Source organism: Parasphingorhabdus sp., from assembly GCF_036964565.1.
Classification (GTDB): Bacteria; Pseudomonadota; Alphaproteobacteria; order Sphingomonadales; family Sphingomonadaceae; genus Parasphingorhabdus.
Map to the genome: position 1 here is coordinate 65,053 of NZ_JBALTN010000002.1, position 15,736 is coordinate 80,788.

Annotated in this window: 12 protein-coding genes; 8 read left to right on the top strand and 4 right to left on the bottom strand. The window is 60.2% G+C overall.

The genetic code is table 11. The features are described from left to right. The first annotated feature begins 22 nt into the window (after positions 1-22). From V7650_RS02325 to alaS, 4 genes are all read left to right on the top strand, one after another. Positions 23-2,410 (top strand): response regulator, encoded by a 2,388-nt coding sequence (locus tag V7650_RS02325; protein ID WP_335654629.1) that lies wholly within the window; start codon positions 23-25, stop codon positions 2,408-2,410. 147 nt (positions 2,411-2,557) lie between these two features. After that, positions 2,558-3,646: a recombinase RecA gene (recA, locus tag V7650_RS02330; RefSeq protein ID WP_335654630.1), complete on the top strand. Its 1,089-nt coding sequence runs from the start codon at positions 2,558-2,560 to the stop codon at positions 3,644-3,646. 301 nt (positions 3,647-3,947) lie between these two features. Continuing rightward, entirely contained in the window at positions 3,948-4,574 is a 627-nt protein-coding gene (locus V7650_RS02335; protein ID WP_335654631.1) for a glutathione S-transferase family protein, read from the top strand. 73 nt (positions 4,575-4,647) lie between these two features. Then, a complete protein-coding gene (alaS, locus tag V7650_RS02340) occupies positions 4,648-7,296 on the top strand; it encodes an alanine--tRNA ligase (protein WP_335654632.1) in 2,649 nt (882 codons plus the stop codon). Here the strand turns inward: alaS and V7650_RS02345 are convergent. Further along, positions 7,274-9,103 carry a cation:proton antiporter domain-containing protein gene (locus tag V7650_RS02345; RefSeq protein ID WP_335654633.1) on the bottom strand — a complete coding sequence of 610 codons (1,830 nt, stop codon included), beginning with the start codon at positions 9,101-9,103 and terminating at the stop codon, positions 7,274-7,276. The two genes, alaS and V7650_RS02345, sit on opposite strands and share 23 nt — an antisense overlap. 60 nt (positions 9,104-9,163) lie before the next feature. On the opposite strand from V7650_RS02345, the gene V7650_RS02350 reads away from it, so the two are divergent. Continuing rightward, the gene (locus V7650_RS02350) at positions 9,164-10,390 is read left to right on the top strand and encodes an FAD-dependent oxidoreductase (protein WP_335654634.1); all 1,227 of its coding nucleotides are present in this window, start codon (positions 9,164-9,166) and stop codon (positions 10,388-10,390) included. Here the strand turns inward: V7650_RS02350 and V7650_RS02355 are convergent, their stop codons facing one another. Further along, positions 10,391-11,611 (bottom strand): NADP-dependent isocitrate dehydrogenase, encoded by a 1,221-nt coding sequence (locus V7650_RS02355; RefSeq protein WP_335654635.1) that lies wholly within the window; start codon positions 11,609-11,611, stop codon positions 10,391-10,393. Positions 11,612-11,804: 193 nt separating this feature from the next. Between V7650_RS02355 and V7650_RS02360 the strand changes: the two genes are divergently transcribed. Next, positions 11,805-12,539 carry a phosphatidylserine decarboxylase gene (locus V7650_RS02360; protein ID WP_335654636.1) on the top strand — a complete coding sequence of 245 codons (735 nt, stop codon included), beginning with the start codon at positions 11,805-11,807 and terminating at the stop codon, positions 12,537-12,539. A 37-nt stretch (positions 12,540-12,576) separates the two neighbouring features. Further along, positions 12,577-13,371 carry a CDP-alcohol phosphatidyltransferase family protein gene (locus tag V7650_RS02365; protein ID WP_335654637.1) on the top strand — a complete coding sequence of 265 codons (795 nt, stop codon included), beginning with the start codon at positions 12,577-12,579 and terminating at the stop codon, positions 13,369-13,371. On the opposite strand, the gene V7650_RS02370 is transcribed toward V7650_RS02365, so the two are convergent. Both V7650_RS02370 and V7650_RS02375 read right to left on the bottom strand, forming a co-directional pair. Further along, positions 13,319-13,561 carry a hypothetical protein gene (locus tag V7650_RS02370; protein WP_335654638.1) on the bottom strand — a complete coding sequence of 81 codons (243 nt, stop codon included), beginning with the start codon at positions 13,559-13,561 and terminating at the stop codon, positions 13,319-13,321. The two genes, V7650_RS02365 and V7650_RS02370, sit on opposite strands and share 53 nt — an antisense overlap. 189 nt (positions 13,562-13,750) lie before the next feature. After that, complete coding sequence (locus V7650_RS02375) at positions 13,751-14,299, bottom strand: cytochrome b (RefSeq protein WP_335654639.1); 549 nt, start codon at positions 14,297-14,299, stop codon at positions 13,751-13,753. Between the two features lie 462 nt (positions 14,300-14,761). Between V7650_RS02375 and rpsB the strand changes: the two genes are divergently transcribed. Further along, positions 14,762-15,688, top strand: a complete 927-nt coding sequence (gene rpsB / locus V7650_RS02380) for a 30S ribosomal protein S2 (RefSeq protein ID WP_335654640.1) — start codon at positions 14,762-14,764, stop codon at positions 15,686-15,688. The last annotated feature ends 48 nt before the right edge of the window (positions 15,689-15,736 follow it).

Sequence of the window (15,736 nt, forward strand, 5' to 3'; positions counted from 1 at the left end):
GCTAAACCCCAGTACGCGCCAAATGCAGACCGATGTCCGGATGCGCGCGGTGCTGCTGACGGTGGCCGTGCTGGGCTCGGCCGGTCTTCTCTACTGGCAGGTGCAGAGTATCTCCCTGGTCATCGCGTTTCTTGCCCTGGTCACCTGCATGACAGCCATCGCCTATTTTTTGCGCCCGCAGGCTGCTGCCAAGGATGGCGACGCGGCCGATCCCGAAGACTGGGCGGTGACGCGAATGGTCGCGGACCAGTCCTCGATCGGGCTGGCCATCACCGACCGGGCCGGTCGCCTGGTCTGCGCAAACGAGCTGTTCACCAAATGGTTCAACGGTGCCGCAGTGCCGCCGGAACTGCCCTTGCAGGGCAGCGGCAACGAACTGCTCGCGACAGCCGGCCGCACCGCATGGCGTGATGGCCGGGGCTATGCCGAGGGACTGAAACGCGGGGTCGCCGAATATAGCGCGAAGGTCGTGCGCGCCGGACAGGGCGACGAATATCTGCTGTGGCAGATGATACCGCAGGTGCGGGCGGATCTGCTGGACGACATGATCAGCCTGGTCAGTGGGGCCGGCGGTCGCGCCTTTTCGGAATCGGGCATCCTTGCCAGCGTCATCGGCGGCGAGGGACGGATCCGCGCGTCCAACCAGGCGTTTGCCCTGCGCGCAACCGGGCGGATGGATGCCAATATATCCGGTCGCAATTTCATCAACTTCCTGCGCTCCGACGACAAGGGCACGATCTTTTTCGAGCGCGAGGGACGGCACGGCACGCCGGTACGGCTCTTCCATGTCCCGCTCGACCGGGAGAAGGACAAGGGCCCTGCGCTGATCCTGCTGATCGACGATGACGGCGGCATGGTCGAGCGCGGTAAGGCCCTGGAGCAGGTCGAGTCGATGTTGTCGTTGCTTCCGCTGGGACTGGCGCTGACCGACCGCGACGGGCGTTTCCTGTTTCTCAACGAAACCTTTGCCAAGACGGCGGGCATCGGCGAAAACGAGCAACCGCTCTATCCCGGCGACCTGATGATCCGTGATGACAAGTCTGCGGTGGCCGACGCGGTACGGCGCTACGCAAGCGGCCCTGCGCTGGCTGGAGATCTGGCGGTGCGTCTGCGCAGCGGCGGCGAGGAACCGGTCGCGCTCGGCATTGCCGGCGTCCGCGGACTGGGCGAGGCAGCCGTGCTGCTGTCGATCCGCGACAACAGCGAAGAATCAAAACTGAAGAGCCAGGTGGCGCAGGCAACGAAGATGCAGGCGGTCGGCCAGCTGGCCGGCGGCGTCGCCCATGATTTCAACAATATCCTGACCGCGATCATCGGCCACTGCGACCTGATGCTGCTCCGCCACGCACCGGGCGACAGCGATTATGACGATATCCAGCAGGTCAAGAACAACAGCAACCGGGCGGCGGGGCTGACCCGGCAATTGCTTGCGTTCTCCCGGCAGCAGACGCTGCGCCCGCAGGTGCTGCAACTGCCCGACGTCGTCGCCGATGTATCGAACCTGCTCAAGCGGCTGCTCGACGAAAAAATTGAGCTGGAGGTACGGCACGGGCGCAACTTGGGACTGGTCCGCGCCGATCCCGGACAATTGGAGCAGGTGATCATCAATCTCGGCGTCAATGCCCGGGATGCGATGCCGAATGGCGGCAAGATATCGATTTCAACCCAGGCGGTGGTGGCCTCGGATGTTCGCGCGCTGAAAAGCGATATCCTGCCGGTCGGCGACTATACGGCCCTGATCTTCAGCGACAGCGGCACCGGTATTCCGCCGCACGTGATTGGCAAGATTTTCGAGCCGTTTTTCACCACAAAGGCCGTTGGCAAGGGCACCGGGCTTGGCCTGTCGACCGTGTACGGGATCATCAAGCAGTCCGGCGGCTATATTTTTGCCAGCTCCCAGCCGGGCGCGGGCACTACATTCTCGATCTATTTTCCGGTGCACCGGCCAACCGCCGACGATCTGTCCCGTGCGAGCTTGAGTTCGCCCCCGGTCAAGGCGACCGCGCGGAAGGAATTGTGGGGCACCGGCCATATCCTTCTGGTCGAGGACGAGGACATGGTCCGGGCGGTGGCCGAACGGGCCCTCACGCGCCAGGGCTATACCGTTGTGACCGCCAGCGAAGGCGAGGAGGCGCTGGGGCTACTCTCCGCCCAGGCAGAACAGGAACAGCCGTTCGACATGATCGTGTCCGACGTGGTGATGCCGAACATGGACGGCCCGACCATGGCCAAACATGTGCGCAAGCATTTTCCCGATCTGCCGATCCTCTTCATGTCCGGCTATGCCGAGGAGCAGTTGCGCAAGTCGATCGATCTCGACAGGGTCAATTTCCTGCCAAAGCCCTTTTCGGTGGCACAAATTGCCGAAGCGGTCGGCGAGACCTTGGCCGAACATGCCAAGAAGGGTTGATTTTCGTTCCAATCCTGCAGAAAATTCAGCGAGATAACAAAAAGTAGAAAAAATAATGTTCCCCTCTTGTTCTATGAGAACAAATAAAGTACATCATCACAATCATTGATTGATGCTGCTTAAACATTTAGCGAAGGGGACAGGCAAATGGCCGGCAACTTAAAAGTCGTAGAATCGGAAAATCAATTGAACTCATCAGACAGGCAAAAGGCGCTCGACGCCGCACTGGCGCAGATCGATCGCGCCTTCGGCAAAGGCTCTGCGATGAAGCTGGGTCAGCGCAAGGCGCTCGAAGTGGAAGCCATTTCCACCGGCAGCCTGGGACTGGATATCGCGCTGGGCATCGGGGGACTGCCAAAAGGACGCGTGATCGAGGTTTATGGTCCGGAAAGCTCGGGCAAGACCACGCTGGCACTCCACGTTATTGCCGAAGCGCAAAAGGCAGGCGGCACGGCGGCATTTGTTGACGCCGAACATGCTCTGGATCCGATCTATGCCAAGGCGCTGGGTGTGAATACCGACGAGCTGATCATTTCGCAGCCCGATACCGGTGAACAGGCGCTGGAAATTGTCGACACCCTGGTCCGCTCCAACGCGATCGACATCCTGGTCGTCGATTCGGTCGCCGCCTTGGTTCCGCGTGCGGAAATCGAAGGCGAAATGGGCGACACCCATGTCGGCCTGCAGGCCCGGCTGATGAGCCAGGCGCTGCGCAAGCTGACCGGCTCGATCAGCCGCTCCAAGTGCATGGTGATCTTCATCAACCAGATCCGCATGAAAATCGGCGTGATGTACGGCAACCCGGAAACCACATCGGGCGGCAACGCGCTGAAATTCTATGCCTCGGTCCGTCTCGACATCCGCCGTACCGGCCAGATCAAGGAACGCGACGATATCGTCGGCAACACCACCCGGGTCAAGGTCGTCAAGAACAAGGTTGCACCGCCGTTCAAGCAGGTCGAGTTCGACATCATGTACGGCCAGGGCATTTCCAAGGTGGGCGAGATCATCGATCTCGGCGTGAAGGCCGGCGTGGTCGAGAAATCGGGCGCCTGGTTCTCCTATGACTCGGTTCGCATCGGACAGGGACGCGAGAATTCGAAGCGCTTCCTCATCGAGAACCCGGAAATGATGGCCAAGCTGGAAAACCAGATTCGCGGCAAGCAGGAAGAGGTTGCGGAGGAAATGATGAACGGTCCCGTCGGCAAGGCCGATGACAGCGACGAGGACGCCTAGTCTGATCCCTCCGCCGGTCCGGTGACGGTCGGGCAGGTTACGGCTTTCCCCGTTCTTGCCCGCTACCGATTTGGAGGCCCGACCACCGCCTCGACCGCATCGCCAACAGCTAAGTTTTGCCGGATTGTTCTCCCCCGAGGCGATCCTTGGCATAGGGCCGTCCTTCTGTCCCCCGACACCAAGGACGGCCCGTTTTTATGTCCGGGTGCGGTGGATATGCCGGAAAAGATTGACACGAGACCCGTAGCAAGGCTTCGTCGGTCCTTCGACCCGGTGTCCGTATCGCAGAAGGCCAGACCATATGACCATAATCATCCACCATCTCGAAAACAGCCGCTCGCAGCGGATCATCTGGCTGCTGGAGGAGCTGGAACTCCCCTATGTCATCAAGCGGTATGAACGGCATCCGAAAACCCAGAGGGCCCCGGACAGCCTCAAGGCGATCCATCCCCTGGGCAAATCGCCGATGATCGAAGATGACGGTGATGTCCTTATCGAGACCGCGGCGATTGCCGAATATCTGGTGGCGAAGGCGGGCGGCAAGCTCGGTGCCCCGGACGACAAAAAAGGCGCGCGCCTGTATACGCAATATCTCCATTTTGCCGAGGGCTCGATGATGCCACCGCTCTACGGTTTGCTGGTGGTCGGCCGTCTGGGTTTGCTCGGCCTGCCGGCGCGCAAGCCGGTTGGCCAGATGGTCACCGACCTGCTGGTATGGCTGGAGACCGAACTTGCCAGCCGCGACTATTTTGCCGGGGACAAGCTGACCGCCGCCGATATCATGATGAGCTTCCCGCTCGAGGCGTGCCAGTCGCGCGCTGGGCTGGATTCCCGCTATCCCAATCTGATGGCCTGGCTGGAACGGATTCATGCCCGTCCCCAATATCAGATCGCGCTCGAAAAGGGCGGCCCCTATGCCTATGCCTGACTCGGCTGCCGATTTTTTCCGTTCGTGCAATGACAGCATTGTCAACGGCAGATCGCTCGCCTAAGTCCATGCCATGCAAACAACCAATGATATAAGACGGTCTTTCCTCGACTATTTCGCTGAGCAGGGTCACGAGATCGTGGCGTCAGCGCCGCTCATTCCGTACAATGACCCGACGTTGATGTTCATCAACGCAGGGATGGTGCCGTTCAAGAATATTTTTACCGGTGCCGAAAAGGTCTCTTACACGACTGCCACTTCGAGCCAGAAATGTGTTCGCGCCGGCGGCAAGCACAATGACTTGGACAATGTCGGCTATACCGCCCGGCACCACACGTTTTTCGAGATGCTCGGGAATTTTTCCTTCGGCGATTATTTCAAGGAACAGGCGATCCATCACGCCTGGAATCTGGTCACCAAGGTCTGGGGCATATCGCCGGACCGGCTGACGGTGACCGTATATCATACCGATGACGAAGCCTTCGACCTGTGGAAAAAAATTGCCGGACTTCCGGAAGAGCGAATTATCCGGATCGCCACCAGCGACAATTTCTGGTCGATGGGCGATACCGGCCCCTGCGGCCCGTGCAGCGAGATATTCTATGATCACGGCCCCCATATTGCCGGTGGCCCTCCGGGTAGTCCGGACGAAGACGGCGACCGCTTCGTCGAGATATGGAACCTGGTGTTCATGCAATATGACCAGCGCGGCGAGGGGGATCGGGTCGACCTGCCGAAACCGTCGATCGACACGGGCATGGGGCTGGAACGGGTTGCCGCCGTCATGCAGGGCGTGCACGACAATTACGACATCGACCTGTTCAAGGCACTGATCGCAGAATCCGGGTCACTGACCGGCACCGCAACCACCGGTGACAATCAGGCCAGCCATCGCGTCATCGCCGACCACCTGAGGGCATCTTCCTTCCTCGTCGCCGACGGCGTGTTGCCCTCGAACGAAGGCCGCGGCTACGTGCTCCGCCGGATCATGCGCCGCGCGATGCGCCACGCCCATCTCTTGGGCGCGAAGGATCCGCTGATGCACCGGATGGTCGGGTCGCTGACCGGCGAAATGGGCAATGCCTTTCCGGAGCTGATCCGGGCGAAGCCGCTGATCGAGGAAACTTTGCTCCGTGAGGAAACCAATTTCCGGCAGACGCTCGCCAATGGCCTCAAGCTGCTCGACGCCGAGATCGCAGACATGGGCGAGGGCGATGTCCTGGCCGGCGAGACCGCGTTCAAGCTCTACGACACGTTTGGGTTCCCTTATGACCTTACCGAGGACGCGCTGCGGGCCTGTTCGCTCGGCGTCGACCGCGAAGGCTTCGACAAGGCGATGGCAGAGCAGAAGGCTGCCGCCCGCGCCGCCTGGAAGGGTTCTGGCGATCAGGCCTCCGATGCCGTCTGGTTCGACATTGCCGAGCGCGAAGGCAGCACGGAGTTTACCGGTTATACAGCGCAGGAAGGCGAGGGCGTAGTGATCGCGCTGGTCCGGGATGGTGCAGAAATCAGCAGCGCGCAAAGCGGCGATACGGTCACACTGCTGACCAACCAGACCCCCTTCTATGGCGAGAGCGGCGGTCAGATGGGCGATGCCGGAGAAATTTCTGGAGCCAATGGCTTTGCCGCCACGGTTTCCGACACCCGCAAGCCGCTGGGTCGGCTGCATGCGCACCAGGTCGAAATCGGATCGGGTTCGGTGGCGATCGGCGACAGTATTCACCTGGTCGTCGACGGCGCGAGGCGGAGCGCGCTGCGGGCCAATCACAGCGCCACCCATTTGCTGCACAAGGCGTTGCGGCACCATCTCGGTGATCATGTGACGCAGAAGGGCAGCCTGGTGGCACCGGATCGGTTGCGCTTCGATTTCTCGCACGTGTCACCCCTTACGGATGCGGAACTGCAAGCCGTGGAAGCGGATGTGAACGCGCAAATCCGGGGCAACAGCCCGGTCACCACGCGTCTGATGAGTCCCGACGAAGCGGTCGCCGCGGGCGCGCTTGCGCTATTCGGCGAAAAATATGGCGACGAGGTTCGGGTCCTGTCGATGGGCAGGGATCTGGACCTCGACTATTCGGTCGAGCTGTGCGGCGGCACCCATGTCCACGCGCTCGGCGAAATCGGGGTGATGGTTGTCATCGGAGAATCGGCCGTGGCCAGCGGGGTTCGCCGGATCGAGGCGCTGACCGGAGAGGCGGCGCGCCTGTGGCTCACCGACCGGGACGCCAAGTTGAAGGCAATCGCGGCATCGCTCAAATCGTCACCGGAGGAGGCCGCTGATCGCGTCGCCACGCTGGTCGAGGAACGCAAGAAACTCGAGCGCGAGCTAAGCGAGGCAAAGAAATCCCTGGCTCTGGCCGGCGACGGCGGCGGCGCGAAGGCTGCCGAAGCGGAAACTATTGGCGATATCGCTTTCGCCGGGCAGGTGATCCATGGGCTCAATCCCAAGGAACTGCGCGGCCTGGTGGATCAGGCCAAGAAAAAGCTCTCGAGCGGGGTCAGCGCGCTGGTCGCTGTCAATGATGGCCGCGCGACCGTCGCAGTGGGTGTAACCGATGATCTCACCGGCCGATTGAGCGCGGTTGACTTGGTGCAGGCAGGCGTGGCAGCCGTCGGCGGCAAGGGTGGTGGCGGTCGTCCGGATATGGCTCAGGGCGGCGGGCCCGATGGCGCAAAGGCCGAGGACGCGATCGCGGCGATCAGGTCTGTTCTTGCGGGCTGAGCCCGTCGGGTACCAGATCGTCGGCAGTGGCTTGACCGACGGACGTGCTCATCGACTTGAGCTTGGGTTCATATTCTAGGTCGCCTTCTTCCTGAATCTGCTTGCGATAGATGTCGCGCAATTCATGGATTGAGGCGATGACGGGTCCCATGGCGACGCCATTTTCCACGAGCACGGCTTCTGACAGCTGCAGGGAACCCTCCAATGCTTCCGGAACCGCGTTGGTTGCGCCGGCCTGATAGAGCTCGGCGGCATGCTCAATGTCCCGGGCCCTCGCAATGATCGGCAGGTCGGGCACCCAGGCCCGAACCTTTTTGACGATCTGCACCGACAGGACCGGTTCGTCCATCGTCAGCACCAGCGCCTTCGCATGGCCCAGGCGCAGCCGATCAAGCATTTCGTTGCGCGAGACATTGCCAAAAATAATGGGATAGCCCGCGCGCCGCGCGCGCGCGACCGAGTCAATGTTGGACTCCACGGCCAGAAATTTCTGGTTGTGGGTCTTGAGCAACTCGGCAACCAGCTGCCCGACTCGGCCAAAGCCGATGATGATCGTCTGCTGCGCCTCGACCGGTTGCTCATCCGGCGCCGGTCCGCCGTCGCTGCGCATTTCCATGCGTCGGGCGATGTCATGACCAAAGCGGGCGAGCAGCGGCGTGATGGTCAGGCCGATCGCGGTCACGATCTGCCAGAATGCTGCCGTCTGTGGCTGGATCAACTGCGCCTGTGTTGCCGCAGCGAGCACGATCAGTGTGGTTTCGGAGGGACTGGCCATCAGCACGCCGGCTTCGGTGGCGGTGCCTGGACGAGCCCCCGCGAAGCGAAGCAATCCGCCGGTGACGGCCGCCTTGACGAGAACGACGCCGACCACGGCGGTCAGCAGGCTTGCCCAGTTTTCCAGGACCACGCGAATATCGACCTGCATGCCGACCGTGATCAGAAACACGCCGAGCGCCAGGCCCTTGAAGGGTTCGGTGATCACCTCGACTTCGCCGTGATATTCGGTCTCGGCAATCAGCAGGCCTGCGAGCAACGCGCCGACAATCGGCGACAGGCCCGTGGCCGCCGTGGCCAGACTGGCGAGAATGATGACCAGAAGGCTGACCGCGAGGAACAGTTCCGGGCTCTTGGTCCGCGCTGCCTGGGCAAAAATCCTTGGCAGCAGCAGCCGCCCGAGTACCAGCATTATGGTGATCACCGCGCCGCCCATCAGCAGCGTCTTGCCCAGACTGTCCCAGCCGCCATCGGCGGTGATTGCCGGCGAAATCGCACCGAGCAGGAAGATGATCGGAACGATGGCGACATCCTCGAACAGGAGCATGGCCAGCGCCGCGCGGCCGACCGGGCTCTTGGTTCCGGACATCGGCAGCACCAGCGCGGTCGAGGACAGGGCCAGCGCCAGGCCCAGGCCAAGCGCACCTGGCGCATTCTGGCCAAGCAGATAGAGCACCGAACCGATGATCAGGCCCGACGCCAGCAGTTCTGCCGCACCGACTCCGAAGACAAGCCGCCGCAGCGACCAGAGCCGCTTGAATGACAATTCAAGCCCGATCGAGAACAGCAGCAGGATGATGCCCATCTCGGCGAAGGGTTCGATCGCCTCGCGGTCGCTGATCGTGACAAATCGCAGCCATTCATATTGGGTCTGCAGCGAGCCCAGGCCAGACGGGCCGAGCAACAGCCCGACCAGGATGAAGCCGATGATCGGCGTGATCCGGAAACGCGTAAAGGCCGGGATCACGATGCCGGCGGCTCCGAGTATCACGATGGCGTCAATGAAGGCGGGATTGTCGAGCGGGCTGTGCATGGGAAGACTCTATACGCGAACAATGCTATTTGTCAGCAGCTTACATTGAGGAGAGCGTCAATGGAGGACCGCACGCGTGACATATTGATCGTCGGTGGCGGACCGGCGGGGATGATGGCCGGCTTGCTGTTCGCCCGCGCCGGACTGAAGGTGACCGTGCTCGAGAAGCATGCCGATTTCCTCCGGGATTTCAGGGGGGATACGGTTCATCCCTCCACGCTGGAGCTGTTCCATCAACTCGGCCTGCTGGATGAGCTGCTGGCACTGCCGCACAGCCGGGTGGACGAGGCATCGATCCATATTGCGGGTCAAGAGATGAAGGTGATCGACTTTCGGCATTTGCCGGTCGCTGCGCCATCTATCGCGATGATGCCGCAATGGGACCTGCTCAACTTCATCGCCCTGCAGGCCGGCCGATATCCCGGCTTTGACCTGCAAATGGAGAGCGAAGCGATCGACCTGATCGAGGACGAGGCGGGCCGCGTTTGCGGTGCCGTCACCCGCGTCGGCGACAGGTTGCCTGCCAGGCTGGTCATCGCCGCCGACGGGAGGCACTCGGCGCTGCGCAACAGGTCAGGCCTGCCGCTGCAGGATATCGGTGCGCCGATGGATGTGTTCTGGTTCCGGGTCGACAAGCCCGATGGTTGTGGCGGGGATGTTTTCGGCACGGTGCAGGCGGGGCGCTTCATGGTGATGATTGATCGCCGCGATTATTATCAGTGCGCCTTCGTGTTCAACAAGGGGCAGGCGGACAAGGTCCGGGCAGAGGGGCTGGAGGCCTTTCGTGCCGGCCTGCGATCGCTGGTGCCTGACCTCGCCGCCGCGTTCGACCAGATTACCAGCTGGGATCAGGTCAAGACACTCGAAGTGGCGCTGGACCGGCTCGAGCGCTGGCACCGCCCTGGTCTGCTGGTCATAGGTGATGCGGCGCACGCGATGTCGCCGATCGCCGGGGTGGGGATCAATATTGCCGTGCAGGATGCGGTGACCGCGGCAAATGTGCTGGCGGGAGCCATGGCGAGGGGAGAGGATCCGGACCCGCTATTGAAACAGGTCCGGCACCGTCGTATAGGGCCGGTGCGGCGCATGCAGGGGTTGCAGAAACTGGCGCAGGACCGGGTGATCGCGCCGCTGCTTCGGCGCACGACGCCGATCAAAAAACCGTTTCTTCTGTTGCGTTTGCTTAACCGGGTGCCGCTATTGCGCCGTATCCCGGGGCGGATCGTCGGGCTGGGCTTCGGGCGGGAAGATATCCAGTCACCCGAAGCCGCTAGCCCGCGAAACTGACTATTTCCAGTTCTGCATTTCCGCTTCGAGATTGGAACGAACGGCTTCGAAAAACTGCTCGGTCGTCATCCAGGATTGGTCGGGACCGATCAGAATCGCGAGATCCTTTGTCATGTCGCCATTTTCAACGGTCTGGATGCAGACCCGTTCCAGCGTTTCGGCAAAACGCGTCACATCGGGCGTATCATCGAACTTGCCGCGATAGATCAGGCCGCGGGTCCAGGCGAAGATCGAGGCGATCGGGTTGGTCGAGGTCGCCTTGCCCTGCTGGTGCTGGCGATAGTGGCGGGTCACGGTGCCGTGCGCCGCTTCCGCTTCCACGCAATCGCCGGTCGGGGTCATCAGCACCGAGGTCATCAGGCCGAGCGAACCGAAGCCCTGCGCGACCGTGTCAGACTGGACGTCGCCGTCGTAATTCTTGCAGGCCCAGACGAACTTGCCGCTCCATTTCAGCGCCGAGGCGACCATGTCGTCGATCAGGCGATGCTCGTAGGTGATGCCCGCCTTGTCGAACTTGTCCTTGAACTCTTCCTGGAAGATTTCCTCGAACAGATCCTTGAAGCGCCCGTCATAGGCCTTCATGATCGTGTTCTTGGTCGACAGGTAGACCGGCCATTCGCGGTTCAGGCCGTAGTTCATCGAGGCGCGGGCAAAATCGCGGATCGAATCGTCGAGATTGTACATCGCCATCGCAATGCCGGGGGACGGGAACTGGAACACTTCCTCGTCGATGGTATCGCCATTGTCGCCTTCCCAGATCAGGCGCAGCTTGCCAGGGCCGGGGACCTTGAAGTCGGTGCAGCGATACTGGTCACCAAAGGCATGACGACCAACCACGATCGGGTCGGTCCAGCCCGGCACGAGGCGCGGCACATTGTCGATCACGATCGGCTCGCGGAACACGACGCCGCCGAGAATATTCCGGATGGTGCCGTTCGGCGATTTCCACATCCGCTTCAGACCGAATTCCTCGACCCGGTCCTCATCGGGGGTAATGGTTGCGCATTTTACGCCAACGCCATGCTTCTTGATCGCATTGGCCGCATCAACCGTAATCTTGTCATTGGTGTCGTCGCGGACCTCGATCGAGAGGTCATAATAATGCAAGTCGATGTCGAGATAGGGTTCAATCAACCGTTCGCGAATCCATTGCCAGATGATCCGCGTCATTTCGTCGCCGTCAATTTCGACGACCGGGTTTTTGACCTTGATTTTCGACATAGTGCTTAATTCTTTCCTGAATCGGGAACAGAAGGGAGGAATGATGTTGCGAGCCTCTTAGCAAAGATTGTCATTTGTTCAACCTAGAGTTGCGCGGGGCGATTGTCGGTCGCGGCGCAAATAGGCATTGGCGAATTTTCAATATATCAACGGGAGTGTTGTCAGAACAATGAGCCGCCTCTAAGTAGCATCCATGGCAATCGAGAAATATTCAAACAAGGGGCTGGGAGAGGCCAAGTGGTCTTTTCCCCCGGTGCACCCGGAAGGCCGCAAATTTGCGGTAATCGCGGGGGCCATCACGCTGTTTTTTGCGTTGATGGCGTGGGAGACCCTCGCTTGGCCGATGGCGGCGGTGACGGCATGGGTCCTCGCCTTCTTTCGGGATCCGAAACGGGTAACGCCGCTCGATGAAAAATATATCATGGCACCCGCCGATGGACTGATAAATTTGATCATGCCGGTGAAGCCACCGGTGGAATTGCGGGGTGAAGGCGGACTCGGAGACGAAGAGCTGATCCGGGTCTCGATTTTCATGAGCGTCTTCGACGTACACATCAATCGTACGCCGATTGAAGGTACAGTGAAGCGGCAAGCCTATATTTCCGGAAAATTTCTCAACGCCGATCTCGACAAGGCAAGCGAAGAAAATGAACGGCAGCATTTCCTCGTCGAACGCAGCGACGGCCTGAAAGTCGGATTTACCCAGATCGCTGGGCTCATCGCGCGGCGGATCATGTCCTTCGTCAAGGAAGGCGATTTTGTTGCCGTCGGCCAGCGTATCGGCCTGATTCGCTTTGGTAGCCGTGTTGATGTCTATCTGCCCAAGGGAACGACGCCCAATGTGGTGCTGGGACAACGCTCCATCGCCGGGGAAACCGTTCTTGCGGTGGTCGGTGACATGCGCGAGATTGAAGGTGTCGGCCAATGACCATCACTCCGCTCCACAGCAGATCGCGGCAAGGCTGATGGCAAAAAAAGGTTCGTTGAAACGGCCCGAGCGGGGCATTCCGCTGCGCGCATTTGTTCCCAACGCGGTTACGGCGCTGGCGCTGTGCGTCGGCCTGAGCAGTGTCCGTTTTGCCTATATGGACCAATGGGTGTTGGCCGCAGCATCGATTGTGCTGGCAGGCATATTGGACGGCCTAGACGGACGGGTTGCCCGCCTGCTCAACGCGCAGAGCCGTTTTGGCGCGGAACTGGACTCGCTGTCCGACGTGATCGCGTTCGGCGTGTCACCGGCGCTGGTCATGTTCCTCTGGTCGACACAATATATGCCGCAATTCGGCTGGGTGCTGGCGCTGACCATGGTTGTGGCCTGTGCGCTTCGCCTGGCACGTTTCAACGCCCTGATCGATGCTGATGACCAGCCGCACAAGTCGGCCGGCTTCCTGACCGGCATACCTGCTCCGGTTGGCGCGGGCCTGGCGATGCTGCCTCTCTATCTCTGGATGATAACCGGCGAGGATATTTTTCGCCACTATGCGCTGGTGTCGCCGTGGATCGTCTTGATTGCGTTTCTCATGCTGTCCAACACCGCCACCTACAGCTGGTCATCCCTGCGCTTGCGCAAGAATATCCGGCTGGAAGCCATCGCCATCATTGCCTTGGTTGGCGTCGCGCTGATCAATTCACCATGGATCATGCTCTCGGCGATCAGCATTGTTTATCTGATAATGATACCGTTCAGCGTCCGAAGCTACGCGAAGGTCAAGCGGCAGCGCGCAGCGGAACGGTCTGCAGCGAGCGATGCTGGCTCATAAGCTGCGGCGTTTTGACCGTGCGATGACGATACGGGGATGACGGTGTGCCGGCCTTGGCCCTGATGGGCTGGAGTTCCGCCTGGATCACGCTGGCAATCTTGTCCCGATATTGAAGAAACATCATCGCGATAACAGCAGCGGAGCCGAGGAAGGCGATTACAAAAAAAGTCGAGATAGCGATACCGAGCATGTGATAATTCCATTCGTTCTATCAATGAACTCTTAATGTTCCATTTATGTTCTCATTGTCAAGCGCTTTTTGGAACATGTATATCAATGCAGCTGATGCCTCGAAGGTTCCATTCTGGTGGCCCAACGGTTCTCATTTTATATTGGTTATGAGAAAAGCCGGGCGCCGGTGAGTCGGCGCGGGCGCAGGCTAGCGCCGTCCGGGCAGCATCCGTTGAAGCGTATTGTCCTTCACGACATAGTGGTGGAACAGCGATGCGAGAGCGTGCAGCCCGATCAAATAATATCCCACAGTGCCCACCGTCTCGTGCAGTTCTTCGATTTGTTCGGACAGGGTCTTGTCCGGTCCGATCAGGGGAAACAGCTCCAGACCGAAAAAGGGAATGGTCTTGTCGCTGCTGCTGAGGATCAGCCAGCCTGCAATCGGCATCGCCAGCATGAAGGCGTACAGCGCGAAATGCACCAGCTTGGCCAGTATCATCTGCCCGTGCGCCGGTACCGGCGTGATCGGCGGTTTGGCGGTCAGCAGTCGGGCAATGACCCGGACAATCACCAGCAGCAATACCGAAAGCCCCAGCATGAAATGCCAGCTTTTCAGGCCTTCGCGCAGGTCGCTGCCCCTCGGATAATATTCGCGCAGCAGGATGCAGGCGTATACTGCGGCTATCAGGAGCAGCATCCCCCAATGGAGCAGGATGGAAATGGACGAATAGCGAGCGGGTGTTGCGGGTGCAGTCATGGACGGGTCCTTGTTTTCGGGGAAGGGGCATGAATGCGCCCTTGGACAGGGCGTTCCGGTAATTTGGCGTCGATGCCGTTGATCATTGCCGTCCCTTTAGGTGCCCAATGCCGCTCGCCACCTAACTCCCACCTGATCAGGTGTCACGCGCGGAACGATTGATGTCCCGATTAGCATCAACGGCAGGCCAACAGTACTCTGGAAATATACCTATCTCGCGGAAACGGGATGGCGAGAGCGCTAAGCTCTTCTGGCAACGGCGGCAATCTCTGCTAGGTCGGGCTTCACGGATTGCCCGTCTGTTTGGTTGGGGCCGAGTTTTGGGGTTGCATTTCCTCGCGCTTGGCCTTAACGGCACGCTCATCCCACATGGAAAGCACTCATACCGGTGCCAATGGCGGTCTTTCAGGCTGTTTGAGGTTCTCAGCTTTCCAGAGGCATAACCGGACAAGGAGAAATATTATGGCGGCCCCTGTCGTCACCCTACAGCAATTGATTGAAGCCGGAGCGCATTTCGGCCACCAGACCCACCGCTGGAACCCGAAGATGAAACCTTACATCTTCGGCGCCCGCAACAGCGTCCATATTCTTGACCTGTCGCAGAGCGTACCCCTGTTCGCACGGGCGCTCGACTTTATCGCCAACGCCACTTCGGCTGGCGGCAAGGTCCTGTTCGTCGGTACCAAGCGTCAGGCGCAAGAGCCGATTGCCGAAGCAGCACGCGCCAGCGGCCAGCATTTTGTCAACCATCGCTGGCTCGGCGGCATGCTGACCAACTGGAAGACCATTTCCAACTCGATCCGCCGGATGAAGACCCTGGAAGAGCAGCTTGGTGGAGACACCGCAGGCTTTACCAAGAAGGAAGTCCTGCAGATGACGCGCGAGCACATCAAGCTCGAGCTTTCGCTTGGCGGTATCCGCGACATGGGCGGCATTCCCGATGTCATGTTCGTGATCGATGCGAACAAGGAAGAGCTGGCGATCAAGGAAGCCAATGTTCTGGGTATTCCGGTCGTCGCAATTCTCGATTCGAACGTTGATCCAAGCAACATCGCATTCCCGGTTCCGGGCAATGACGATGCGGCACGGGCAATTCGCCTCTATTGTGAATCCGTTGCTGCGGCCGCTACCAAGGGCGGTCAGGACGCTTCGGTTGCAGCGGGCGAAGATCTCGGCGCAGCGGTTGCTCCTCCGGTCGGACAGATTGTTTCGAGCGAAGCCAATGCCAGTGCCATGGTTTCCGGCGAGGAAGCGGCGGTTGCCGACATCGCGGATATTGCTGCGGAAATGACGGCGGCAGACGAAAAGGCTCCGGCTGAAGAACCAAAGGCTGCAGAGACGCAGCCAGCCGAGAAAAAGGAAGAAGCAAAGGCAGACGAAAAAGCCTGAACTTGAAGCTTCTTTCTGCGGTCATATATGGACTGTAATGAAACATAA